Origin of the sequence: Streptomyces sp. NPDC046900, assembly GCF_040644975.1 — a bacterium.
Lineage (GTDB): Bacteria > Actinomycetota > Actinomycetes > Streptomycetales > Streptomycetaceae > Streptomyces.
The window spans coordinates 1-11,909 of record NZ_JBEYXD010000152.1 but is presented as its reverse complement, the minus strand read 5'-3'; the positions used below and the strand labels follow the sequence as shown (position 1 = coordinate 11,909).

Genomic DNA, 11,909 nt, shown 5'->3' with positions numbered 1-11,909 from the left:
CGATGTGCCTCTCGCGCCCGGCTGGGAGATCCCAGGGCGCCGCGCCGGTGGCTGCCGTGGTCAGGCGGCCAACTGCCGCAGCATGTCGGCCGAGTCGTGCAGCGACGTCATCTGTACGAACCGGCCGTCGCTGACCCTGTAGATAGCGTATTCGACGATCTCGAAGGAGGCGCCGGAGGGAGGAACGCCGAGCCACTCCTTCACCGGGGTGCCGGTGTTGGTCGCGCGCACGGCGATCCGGTCCCGGTCGAACAGCAGCTCCTTGACCTCCCAGTGGAGGTCCGGAACGGCGTCGATTTCGTGCGTCAGGACCGCGATGACGTCATCGCGGGTGCCCGGGTCGCCGTTCAGCACGACGTCGTCGGCGATGAACTCGTCCAAGCCGCCGAGCTCGTGGGCGTTGAGCGCCGCCACGTAGCGCAGGTACCACTCCTTGAGGGCCGGGTCGGTCATCAGCTTCTCCTTTTGGGTCGTCGGTCCCACGAGGGGGCCGATGGAAAGCGGCGGGGACTGGTGCCCCGCTCGACTCACCACTGACATTAGGAACGGCGATGATGGCGGCCCAGAGTCCTCTCGAGCCGGGGGACTGGGAGGGCCAGGCTCGTCGCGCCGTGTGGACCTGGCCTCGATTCATGAGAGGTCGTTTTCTCCCCGTGTTCTATGCGCCGGAACTGGGCGTCAGGGCCAGGCCGTTGCGGACGGTGTCAAAGTCGCATCGGAGGTTGCGGGCGAAGGACGCCAGTGGGGCCAGTGTCCTGCTCGGCGTAGGCGATCCACTCCTCGAGTCGGTCGCCGCCGGCCGCCGCCGGTCACCCCTCAGTGGGCAGAGTCAGTCTTGGCAGGGCGCAGCCGACCAGTGGCCCGATGCCTGCAGCGAAGACCACGGTGGCCAGGCCCACGTTGCCGCCCAGCAGCCAGCCGACGATGAGCACCGTCACCTCGATTCCCGCCCGGGCGGCGATGAGTGGCACCCCGCGTCGCGTCAGCCCTGTCATCAGCCCGTCGCGCGGTCCGGGCCCGCACCCGACCCCGACATACAGTGCCGTGGCGACGGCGACGCCGACCACGGACATCGCCAGGAACAGCACGCGCACGCCCCAAGAGTCCGGTGTGGGGATCCAGGCGATTCCCAGATCCAGAAACCGGCCCACCAGCAACGCGTTCGCGGCCGTGCCACGCCGGGGCGCTGGCGCAGTGGGCCCCACAGGGCCAGGAGTGCCAGTGAAATGATGATGGTGGTCTGGCCCAGGGAGAACCCGGTGACCCGCGAGAGACCCTGGGTGAACACCGTCCACGGATCGGCGCCGAAGTCGGCTTTCACCAGCATGGCGAGGCTCATCCCGTACAGGGCCAGGCCCAATACGAGCCGCATCGATCGCTGCCCTGGGCGGTCCTCAAGACTGGTCATGGCGCCGGGGGGGGGCAGCCGTGAGGAGTGCCGCTGCGGCGTGCGCGGCAGCTGCCATGGCTTCGCTTGCCTGGCCGGGTCCGTGTACGAGGACCCGTGCGGAGACTCCGTCGATCAGCAGCAGCAGTTGCGAGGCGAGTTCGCCCGGTGCGTCGCACTTGGCTTCCTCGCACAGGCCATGCAGCACGTCCAGCAACACTGCTTCTCGGCCCGTACGGCAGCGGTCACTGCATCGTCCGCGGCGGATTCGGCGGCCGCGTTGAGGAAGGCGCAGCCGCGGTGACTGGAGTGCTCGTACCAGGATTTGAAGGCTCCCCCGCCTGAAGGCGGGGGGATTCCCGTCCAGCCTTGCGGCCGGACGCCCCTTGCGGGGCGCCTTCGGGCGTGTGGGGGGATTCCAGGCTCAGGCAGCCTTCCGGGCCAGCGGCCCGGAAGGTCTTACGCCCTCAGCACCTGCCGGGCACCAACCCGCCCGGACCAGCATCACGAACGCGGAATTCTTGTCCCGAGGGCGCACGGCTCCGCATCGCGTGCAGGTATACGTTCGTACCGAGAGAGGCAGCGCGTGCTTGGTTCTCGCTCCGCAGTCTGCGCACTCCATCGTGGTGTGCGCGGGATGCACCAGGCGCACATCCCGCCCATGCTTGCGGCCCATCTCGATCAGGGCGCGCTTGGTTGCCGAGATCGCGGCGTCGGCCGCCTTCTTGGCCATGGTGGTCTTCGCGAGGAACCTCGGGCGGAAGTCTTCCACCGCGATCCGGTCATGGTCGCAGACCACGGACTTGGCCCACTTGCGGCCGGTGTCCTGACGCTGCCCGGCGACCTTGGCGTACGCCTTCGCGCGCAGCTTCTTCGCCTCGCGGTAGCCCTTCGAGGCGGCCTGCCCCTTGGCCGGTCGGCGTCGGGCCATCATCCGGTCATAGCGCGAGAGCTTCGCCTAGGCCTTCTTCCCGTGCTGGGCGTGGGGAAGGTCGTAATCGTCGCTCGTGGTGGTCGCACTCTCCTTGACGCCCCAGTCGATCCCGATCATGCGGCCGGTCTTCGGCAGGTGCTCAGTGGTGGTGACGGTCACGAAGGACGCACACCAACGGCCGACACTGTCGCGGTACACGCGCACCGAGGACGGCGCCTTGGGCAGCCGGCGCGACCACACCACCGTCAGCACGATCCCACCCGCCAGGTGCAGGCGCCCGTCCTTGAGACAAAACCCACGCCGGGTGTAGTTCAACGACAAGTCGGCCTCCCGCTTCTTCTTCCAGCGGGGCATCCCCGCACGCTGCCGCATCGGCAGCCGGGCCTTGATGTCCCCCAGCGCCTTCGCCCGCGATGTCGCGAAGTCGCGTATGACCTGCTGCTGCGGCACACTCGCGCCCTGCGCGAGCCACGGCGTCACCCGACGCGCCTGGGTCAGCATCTTGTCGAGCCGCGCTGGACCACACGTCAGCTTGTCCTCGGAACGCACCTTGTTGTGCAGGTACACGGCCTTGGACTTGGCCACGCACTCGTTCCAGATCCAACGGCACCGGTCCCACTCCGCTTCGAGCGCAGCCCGCGCGCCGGCGGACACGCGAAGACGATACGTGTACCGGGCATGCCCGGCACCCCCATCCGTCGTCGCGTCCGTCGCCATGAACCCGAATCTATCCGGGAGGACTGACAGTTGAGAGCTCTTGATCAAAGCGGGCCTGCTCACCCCCTCCCGTGCTGGACGGCCAATCACCCTGGCAGCGATTGCCCATTCCCCGCCCTGCTCCGCAGGAGAACGATTCCTCCCCGGCCTGAAGGCCGAGGCATCCTCGGAGAAACCCAGTGAACGAACCGACGGCGGCCGGTTCGAGCTGGACATGAGCAGACGCCTCGACCTGGACCTGACGGCCCGGGACGCCGTGCCCGGGACGCGCGCCACCAGGGCAGACCGGCGGCGGCCCTGGGGTGAGGAGCTGGGCTCCGATCGCCTACGAACAGCATCTGGTCACCAGTACCCTCGCCGCATAACGACACGAATAGGTGTCCACTTCACGGGGCAAGGCCCGACCCGAACTTCATGGTTCCGCGCCTTACTGCGTCCATGGCGGATACCTCAGGTGATCAGACCGGCGCTGGTCAGCCAGATGTGTTCGCAGGTCGCCGACGCCTCTTGGAGCTTCTCGCGGGATTCCTGTGAAGCGTGGTAGAAGGTCCGCTCGATCATCCAGCACAGGGCGCGTGCCATCGCTGTGGCCTGTTCTGGTTCGGTGCCGGCCTGGGTGCCGGCGCGTTCCAGGACGGCGGTGATGGCTGTGATGAACAGGTCAGCCGTGTGGTTCCACAGTTCGCCGATCTCCGGCACGGTCACCGACAGGTCGATCGCTGTGCGCATGACCAGGCCGTGTTCGTTCCACAGCTCGACCGTGCGCTGCATGGCTGCTGCGATGGCCTGGCGTGGCTCGTCGGTCTGCGCGGTGGCCCGGGACCGCTCCCACACGTGCTCGACGGTCCGGGCCACGAGCGCCGTGACCACTTCTTGCTTGGAGCCGAAGTAGAAGTAGAGAGCGCCACGTGTGATGCCGGCGCCCTGCGCGATGTCGCCAACGGTCATGGCGTCATAGCCCTGTTGCGCTAGCAGAGCTTCGCAGGTGTCGAGGATGGCCCGCTCCCGGACATCACCCTTGCGTTCGGTGGTGCGTCGGCTCCGCGCGGGGTGGTGGCCGGGCATCAGAGCTGAGCGCCCTCGGCGAAGTCGGTGGTACGGGAGAGCGCGTCCCATGCGCGGATGTCCTCGTCCACGGCCGTGCGGGCGGCGGTGACCAGTCGCAGCGCGTCCGAGCCCAGGACGAGGTGGGCCGGCGGCTGCTCGACCGAGGTGATGTGCACGAGGGCGTCGCCGGCCTTGGCCGGATTGCCCAGCTGGTTCCCGCTGGCCTTCTGCCGCGCTTCGCGGATGGGGGTGAACAACTCGTCGTAGTCGTCGACGGTCCGCGCGGCACGTGTCATGGACCGTCCGGCCCAGTCGGTGCGGAAGGACCCGGGCTCGATCGCCGTCACGTGGATTCCGAACTGCGCGACTTCCTTGCCCAGTGCCTCGAGGATGCCTTCCAGGGCGAACTTGCTGCCGCAGTAGGCGGACATGCCGGGCACGGCCATGAGCCCGCCCATGGAGGTGACGGCCATCAGGTGTCCGCGGCGGCGCCGGCGCATGTGGGGCAGCGCCGCCTGCAGGGTGGCCACTGCACCGAACACGTTGACTTCGAACTGCCGTCGCACATCGGCCAGCGGGGTTTCCTCGAAGGTGCCCTCCAGGCCGTAGCCCGCGTTGGCGACAACGACATCCAGGGGGCCGACGCTCTGCTCCACCTCCGTGATGACACTCGAGACGGCGGCGTCGTCGGTCACATCCAGGATGCGGCCGTGCGCGTCCCCGGGCTTGAGCCCTTCGAAGGCCCGCAGGTCCTCCTCGGACCGGACCGTGCCGACGACGGTGTGCCCGGCGGTCAGGGCGGCTTGGGCGAAGGCACGTCCAAGGCCCGTGCTGACGCCGGTGATGAGCCACTTCTGCTGCTGCACTGCTCCTCCAGAGAGGTCTCGCGAGGAGCCGGGCCGCTCCTTCAGCAAAAGTCTACATGGTGTCGATTTTTATCGTTACCACGTCGATTCTGGTAGTGCACGGGATGGAGTCCTGAAGGTCATCCGCGTGCCGCGCATCGCCCGGATCGGCGCCGTGAAGGCCCAGCAGCCAGGCCGTCGACCAGAACCGCACCCCGATCACCAGGGGCACCCAGCGAGGCCTGAGAGAAGATGCGGGGCTTGACCACCGGCAAGCTGCCACTCGCCTGTCGTCGAACGAATGACGACAGGCACGGCGGGCACCCAATGGACCCGGGTATTGGGCGACTCGGAACGACACGAGGGTGATGTGGAAGCCGGGCGTGAAGGCCATCTGCTGCCGGGCGGGCAACAGTTGGGACGGATCGCCGCACTCCGCGCCGGGTGCTCGCCGCTCGGGCATTCGAGGCCGACACCGACCCACTCGCCCTGCTGACGGGCCGACTGGCCCCAGCCGTCATCCGTCGTCTCGGCACGGGGCGGTTGGGCATCGGGCTGCGTCAGTGCTGCGCGGCCTCCCCTTCGGCGGGCCGGGGGACGGTGTCGCCGATGACGCCGGCGAGGCGCTCGAGCTGCGCGGCGAGTTCGCGGCGTTCCTGAGGGGTGAAGTGCGACAGCGCCTTGGACTGGCGCGCCCGCAGTTCCGCCCGCATCGACGCGAGCCGGTCGGCGCCGTCCTCGGTGAGGCGGATGAGGACCTGACGCTCGTCGTGCGGGGAGCGCTGCCGCGTGACCACGCCCACCGCTTCGAGCTGCTTGAGCATGCGGGTGGCGGTGGGGACGCTGACCTCGGCGGTGACGGCGAGCCTGCCGACCGGCAGGCCCTCGCTCCGAGCGTCCGCGGCGAGGGGCTCCAGCAGGGTGAGCTGCGCCATGGAGAGCCCTGCCCCGGAGCGGCCCATGGTGGCCGCCCGAGAGCGGCGCATGGCATAGAACAGCCGGTCGGCGGCCTGGGCCAGCTCCGGCACACCCGCCTCGTCTCCGGCTGAGTCCTGGAGGTCGTTCTCTTCGTGCTTGCTCGACTCTCGCATGGCTGTTAGCTTACTAAGAGACTTCGTTAGCAAGCTAAACTTTAGGAGGCTTGGAGTCGTGGATTTCCCCGCACGCATCGATGTCCACCAGCACATCGTCCCGCCGGTCTGGGCCGACACTCTGGCCGCGCGCGGCCTGAACTCCGGCGGCTGGGCCATCCCCGCCTGGAGCCCGCAGAGCGCGATCGCGATGATGGACCAGCAGGGCATCGCCACCGGCGTCATGTCCGTCACCTCGCCCGGCGTCCACCTCGGCGACGACGCGGCCGCCCGCGATCTGGCCCGCGCCGTCAATGAGCACGGCGCCGAGGTCGTCAAGGACAATCCGGACCGGTTCGGTCACTTCGCCAGCATCCCCCTGCCCGACGTCGACGCTGCCGTCGCCGAGGCCGTCCATGCCCTCGACGTCCTCGGGGCCGACGGCGTGGTCCTGATGTCCAACGCCCACGGCAAGTACCTCGGCGACCCGGACTTCGAGCCCCTGTGGGCCGAGCTGGACCGCCGCGCCGCGAACGTCTTCGTCCACCCCGCGCAGCCGCCGATGACACTGCTGCCCGGCACCCCCGCCCCGCTCGCGGACTACGTCTTCGACACCACCCGCACCGCCCTGAACATGGTGCTGAACGGCGTCATGGACCGGTACCGCGACGTGCGGGTGATCCTCTCCCACGGCGGCGGCTTCCTGCCGTATGCCGCCTACCGCTTCTCCGGCCTGACCTCCACCGTCGTGGACCGGGACCGCAAGGCGGACGACATTCTGCGCGACCTGAAGCGGTTCTACTTCGACACCGCCCTGTCCGCGAGCCCCTCCGCCCTGCCGGCCCTGCTCGCCTTCGCCGAACCCGGCCACGTCCTCTACGGCAGCGACTGGCCCTTCGCCCCGCAGGAGGCCGGCACCTACTACAACCACTTCCTGGAGACCTACCCCGACTTCACCACGGGCCAGGCCGAAGCCATCGACCGCGGCAACACCGAGGCACTCTTCCCCCGCCTCGCCCGCTAATCGCCCCGTCCTCGCGCACGCTCCACATCAGCGCAGTGCCACGATGCCCCGCACCGACGGTGCGGGGCATCGTGGCGGCGCACGGGCCGGAGCGACGTTCGGTGCACCCGCCCGTGTCAGGACAGGCGCGTGAAGTCCTCTGTCGCGAGCGTGAGGCCGGGCCGGCGGGCCATGCGACCGGCGAGGCGCAGGCCCTCGAACGCCTGCGGGATCGAGCCTTCGTGGATCAGGTGGAAGTCGACGTAGAGCAGATCGGTGCCCCCGGCGCCCCGGTGCACCGCGTGGACATCCCAGATCTTGTCCAGCAGAGTGGCCATCGCTACGCCGTTTCCCCGCTCGCGCGGCCCGGCGCCCGCCCGGCCGCGGCACCGTCGTAGCCGAGGCGGCGCGACAGGGCGTGGGCGGCGTCGGCCACCATCGGACCGAACCTCTCGGCCACCGCCCCGTCGAGCAGGAACGAGGGGCTGCCGACCACGATGGCTGCCACGACCGTGCCGCTCGCGTCGAAGGCGGGCGCAGCCAGCGAGTTGAGGCCGGCCTCGCGCTCCTCCTCGGTCAGCAGCCAACCGTTCGACCGCACGAACTCGAGCTGCTGGTCCAGCGCGATCCGCGACTCGCCCGGTGCCTGGTCAGCTGTGTCGACAAGGACCGTCCCGGGTCGGGAAGGCGGTCGAGACCTGCACGTGATCGGTCATCCGGATCGCTCCTTCCGCGGCTATGCCGGGCACGACCACCTCCTTCGGCGCCGCCGGTGGCGGATCAAGACCACGTAAAGCCCTGGCCTGGTTCCTGGGCGCTGGTGGTCGTGCTGGTCAGCGGGGTGCGGGTTCGAGGGCGATGATCTGCTTCGGTGCGGGGACGCCCAGCTTGGCCAGAAGGTCGGTCTGGGGCTTGGTGAGGGTGGTGACTTGCCGGAACAGGCCGGTGGGGCCGGTGAAGGTGCCGAGGTGGACTCGGTCGAGCTCGCGGCGGACGGCGGCCAGGTCGCGCCGGCAGTGTCTCGATGATGCGGATCAGGAGGAGGGCACCGGCCGTGATCGCAGTGCGGCATGTGATGCGCGCTCTGGCGTTGTGTCCTTTTGGGTAAACGGTGCGCGGCAGGGCCGGTCGACGTCTCCAGCCGCACTTCCGCCCGCGCATCGGCCCGATGAGACGCAGAAGCGCTTGCTTTGACTGACTTTCAGGTGCTTGCGCAGTGTGTTGCTGGACGGTGCCATGACGTCCCTGGAGTCTTCCCCTCACCAGATAGGCGACGGTCTCTCATGGCTGCCACCGGGTTCAGGCGCTGTCACCACGTTCAGCCGGCAGGATTCGGAGTACAGAGCGGCATCGCAGCCAAGTCACTGGTGGCTTCGCACACGGCCGCCTGGCTCCTCCGGGAGCTGCCGTCGCGCAGTCGGTCATGGAACGAACGCGGTTCCTGTTCGCCTACCGCCGGCCAGAGCCGGCCGATGGGGCGTGGTGACGCCGGCGTGCGCTCATTCTCTACGGCAGGTGCGGGGCGATGTGGTCGGCGATCGTCTGGAGGATGCGCGTGTTGTAGTCGACGCCGAGTTGGTTCGGGATGGTCAGGAGGAGGGTGTCCGCGGCGGCGACGGCCGCGTCGGCGGCGAGTTCCTTCGCGATGACGTCTGGCGGGCCGATGTAGCTGCGGCCGAACCGGGATATCGCTCCGTTGAGGATTCCGACCTGGTCGCGGTTGTTCGCTGTGCGGCCGTCCCCGAAGTACAGGCGGTCCTCGTCACTGGTGATGGGCAGAACACTGCGGCTGACGGACACGCGCGGGGTGTGTTTGTGGCCCGCCGAGTGCCATGTCTCGCGGTAGATGTCGATCTGCTCGCGCTGGAGTTCGTCGAAGGGCGTTCCGGTGTCCTCGGACAGCAGTGTGCTGCTCATGAGGTTCATGCCCTGCTCGGCAGTCCAGACGGCGCTTGCCCGCGTCGAGGAGCCCCACCAGATGCGTTCGGCGAGGCCCGGCGAGTGGGGTTCAACTGGAAGTCCGATGGAAGGCCCTGCGGCCGGGTCGGTCGATGCGACGGGGTGTCCGGCGATGGCGAGGCGGAACTGGGTGGTGTAATTGCGCGCCATGTCGGCGTCGCTCGTCCCCTCTGCGGGGACGTGCCCGAATGCCTCGTATCCGCGGAGCGCCACCTCCTGTGATCCGCGGCTGAGTCCCAGTTGCAGTCGTCCGCCGCTGATGAGGTCGGCCGCCGCGGCTTGCTCGGCCATGGCGTAAGGGCTCTCGTAGCGCATGTCGATGACGGCCGTGCCGATCTCGATCCGGTGTGTGCGTGCGGCGATGGCGGCGAGCAAGGGAAAGGGGGTGGACGCTTGGCGGGCGAAATGGTGTACGCGCACGCCCGCCATGCCGATCCCGATCTCCTCGGCGGCGATCGCCAGCTCGATGGTCTGAGTCAACGCGTCGCGGGCGGTGCGGGTGTGTGAGCCCGGTACGGGCTGGTAGTGGCCGAAGGAAAGGGAACCGAGAGTCTTCATCGTGGTGTCCCGTGGTTGTTTTGGTCGGGGTTGCAGAGGACCGGCGCCCTCGCCGTGTGTTTGGTGGGTGGACAGTGAGGGCGCCGGGTCGCTTAAGCGCCGGCCGTCTGTGCGTGCCGGCGTGCGTTGAGGCCGAGGGCGGCGATTGCGCTGGCGAGGGCGAGCGCGGTGGCGGTCCACCAGGAGATGGCGTAGCCGTGGTGCGGGTCGGAGTTGGGCAGAGCGAGGAAGATGACGAGAAGGCTCACACCGAGGACCGAGCCGATCTGGCTGCCCATGTTGACCACGGCGCTGCCGGTGGCTGCTTGGTGCGGGGGAAGGTCGCGGGTCGCGGAGGAGAACATGGTGGGCAGCGCCAGACCCATTCCGAAGCCTCCGATGAGCCAGCCGGGGAGGATACCGGAGGCGTAATGGATGGCGTGCCCGCCGGTGGAGACGGTGATCAGGGCGATGCCGGCACCCGAGAGCAGGGCGCCGACTGCGGCGATGGTTCCGACGGGCAGCCGGTGGGCAAGTCGCGCGGCCAGCAGGGAGGCAACGAACACCATGCCCGGTCCGGGTGCCACCGCGAACCCCGTCTTGACCACCGACCAGTCGCCCTGCTGCTCCAGCCACTGGATGACGCCCAGCAGTTGGAGTGTGAACGAGGCGTAGAACAGGACGACTGCCGCATTCGCCGAGGAGAACACCACGTTCCGGAAGATGCTGAGTTCCACAATCGGCACGTGCGCGCGGGACGAGCGGACGACGAACGCCATGAGCGACACGGCGGCCAGGATCAGGCTGCCGAGCGTGGACGCCGCACCCCAGCCCCAATCCGGGGCCTTCACCAGCCCGACGGCGAGGGCTCCGACGGCGAGGATGATCAGCAATCCGCCGAGCAGGTCAGGGATGCGGGTGGCAAGGTCGTGGCGGACGTTGGGGATCAGGGGGATCGCCATGGCGATGGCGGCCACGCAGAGGGGGATGTTGATGAGGAAGATCCACTGCCAGGCCGCGTTCGCCAGCAGACCTCCGGCCGCGGGGCCGGCCGCGGCGGCGAGCGACCCGCTGGCCGCCCAGATCTGAACGTACTTGTGCACCTTCGCAGGCGGGGCCGTCGCAAGGACCAAGCCAAGGCTGGCGGGGGTGAGCACCGCCGCCCCGGCGGCCTGGATGACGCGGAACACAACGAGGAGCCATAGATTCCCCGACAGCGCCGCACCCAGGCTGGCGGCGGCGAACAAGCCGAGGCCGAGGATGAAGGCGCCCTTGCGCCCGTAGCGGTCTGCCAGTCGGCCCGCGGGGACCAGCAACGCAGCGAAGACGATGGCGTATGCGTTCAGGATCCAGCTCAGGTCCGACAGGTCGCGTGTGCCGATCCCACGCCCGATCGGGTCGAGGGCGACGTTGACGATCAGCAGGTCGAGCGAGGCAAGGAAGGTCGCCGTCGCCAGCAGCGCCAGGACGAGCCCAGGCCTGCCAACGCTCGGTCCCGGTGCACCAGAGGGGGCCGCGGAGGTTGTGTCCTGCCCTGGAGGGGAATGGACGAGGGTCTGGTCGGGCGGAAGGCCGTCAGGCATGGCTCCTCTTTTCACGCGGTCTGTGGTGGGTGCTCGAAAGGCGTGGCGTCGACCACACCGAGCATAAGTAAACGGGAACGTTTACCTCGGGAGCGTAGCACGCCTCAGTCGGCTAAGTGGGCGCGCGCGTATACTTACGGCATGATTCAGGAGCCGGAGGTCCGTCGCCGGGGCAGGGCGGCACGCGAGCGCATCCTTACGGCGGCGGCGACGCTGTTCGAGAGACAGGGGATCAACCCCACTGGCATGGAGCAGGTCGCGGCGGCAGCGCCCGTGTCCAAGCGAACCCTGTACAGCCATTTCCCGACCAAGGACGACCTCGTCGTGGGCTACCTCAGGCACCTCGAAGAAGCCGGGCTGACTCTCGAAAGCATCCTCGAACGCCAGGACCTCTCACCGCGGGACCGACTGCTCGCACTGTTCTCCGCCCCCGTCGAGGTGAGCGGCCCGATCCGGGGCTGTCCCTTCATCGACGCCGCCGCCGAGTTCCCTGACCCCAGCAGCCCTGTCCATGGGTACGCGAGCGAACGGAAGGCGCGTCTCGCGCAGCGCCTCGCCGAACTGGCACGAGAAGCCGGGGCCGTCAACGCCGACATCCTTGGCGAACAACTCGCCATCCTTTCCGACGGCGCCTCGAGCCGGGCGATGGTCCTCAACGACGCCCGGTGCACGAGCTACGCCAGAATCGCGGCCGAAGCACTGCTCGACGCGGCCACCACCGTGTCGGCACCCGCCTAGTGTCCCGCGCCTGAAATTCATTTTCTATGTTGTAGATTGGTGGGGTGGCGAAGTCAGGGCGGCCGAAGTCCGAGTTGGTGTTGAGCGAC

11 protein-coding genes and 2 pseudogenes are annotated in these 11,909 nt (G+C 68.7%); 2 read left to right on the top strand and 11 right to left on the bottom strand.

Annotated features, from left to right (window positions below):
• Positions 1–60: 60 nt before the first annotated feature.
• From ABZ904_RS48770 to ABZ904_RS48740, 7 genes and pseudogenes are all read right to left on the bottom strand, one after another.
• Positions 61–453 carry an ester cyclase gene (locus tag ABZ904_RS48770; RefSeq protein ID WP_359412456.1) on the bottom strand — a complete coding sequence of 131 codons (393 nt, stop codon included), beginning with the start codon at positions 451–453 and terminating at the stop codon, positions 61–63.
• 356 nt (positions 454–809) lie between these two features.
• Positions 810–1,094 (bottom strand): hypothetical protein, encoded by a 285-nt coding sequence (locus tag ABZ904_RS48765; protein ID WP_361006436.1) that lies wholly within the window; start codon positions 1,092–1,094, stop codon positions 810–812.
• A 300-nt stretch (positions 1,095–1,394) separates the two neighbouring features.
• On the bottom strand, positions 1,395–1,604 hold the full coding sequence (locus ABZ904_RS48760; protein WP_361830607.1) for a hypothetical protein: 210 nt from the start codon (positions 1,602–1,604) through the stop codon (positions 1,395–1,397).
• Positions 1,605–1,811: 207 nt separating this feature from the next.
• A pseudogene (locus ABZ904_RS48755) lies at positions 1,812–3,038 on the bottom strand (transposase).
• A 450-nt stretch (positions 3,039–3,488) separates the two neighbouring features.
• Positions 3,489–4,103 carry a TetR/AcrR family transcriptional regulator gene (locus ABZ904_RS48750; RefSeq protein WP_361830605.1) on the bottom strand — a complete coding sequence of 205 codons (615 nt, stop codon included), beginning with the start codon at positions 4,101–4,103 and terminating at the stop codon, positions 3,489–3,491.
• Entirely contained in the window at positions 4,103–4,951 is an 849-nt protein-coding gene (locus ABZ904_RS48745) for an oxidoreductase (protein WP_361000486.1), read from the bottom strand. Before ABZ904_RS48745 ends, ABZ904_RS48750 begins: the two co-directional genes overlap by 1 nt.
• A 539-nt stretch (positions 4,952–5,490) precedes the next feature.
• The gene (locus tag ABZ904_RS48740) at positions 5,491–6,021 is read right to left on the bottom strand and encodes a MarR family transcriptional regulator (protein WP_359402562.1); all 531 of its coding nucleotides are present in this window, start codon (positions 6,019–6,021) and stop codon (positions 5,491–5,493) included.
• A 58-nt stretch (positions 6,022–6,079) separates the two neighbouring features.
• Here ABZ904_RS48740 and ABZ904_RS48735 point away from each other — a divergent pair, with 58 nt between their 5' ends.
• Positions 6,080–7,024, top strand: coding sequence for an amidohydrolase family protein (locus tag ABZ904_RS48735; RefSeq protein ID WP_361830603.1), 945 nt, complete (start codon positions 6,080–6,082; stop codon positions 7,022–7,024).
• Positions 7,025–7,158: 134 nt separating this feature from the next.
• Here ABZ904_RS48735 and ABZ904_RS48730 read toward each other — a convergent pair.
• The 4 genes and pseudogenes from ABZ904_RS48730 to ABZ904_RS48715 form a co-directional block, all read right to left on the bottom strand.
• A pseudogene (locus ABZ904_RS48730) lies at positions 7,159–7,341 on the bottom strand (aconitase family protein); the annotation flags it as partial.
• 2 nt (positions 7,342–7,343) lie between these two features.
• Positions 7,344–7,625, bottom strand: a complete 282-nt coding sequence (locus tag ABZ904_RS48725) for an IclR family transcriptional regulator C-terminal domain-containing protein (protein WP_361830609.1) — start codon at positions 7,623–7,625, stop codon at positions 7,344–7,346.
• 884 nt (positions 7,626–8,509) lie between these two features.
• Entirely contained in the window at positions 8,510–9,520 is a 1,011-nt protein-coding gene (locus tag ABZ904_RS48720; RefSeq protein ID WP_361830601.1) for an LLM class flavin-dependent oxidoreductase, read from the bottom strand.
• A gap of 92 nt (positions 9,521–9,612) precedes the next feature.
• Positions 9,613–11,082 carry an MFS transporter gene (locus tag ABZ904_RS48715; protein ID WP_361830599.1) on the bottom strand — a complete coding sequence of 490 codons (1,470 nt, stop codon included), beginning with the start codon at positions 11,080–11,082 and terminating at the stop codon, positions 9,613–9,615.
• A gap of 141 nt (positions 11,083–11,223) precedes the next feature.
• On the opposite strand from ABZ904_RS48715, the gene ABZ904_RS48710 reads away from it, so the two are divergent.
• Complete coding sequence (locus tag ABZ904_RS48710) at positions 11,224–11,820, top strand: TetR family transcriptional regulator (protein ID WP_359402574.1); 597 nt, start codon at positions 11,224–11,226, stop codon at positions 11,818–11,820.
• Positions 11,821–11,909: the final 89 nt, after the last annotated feature.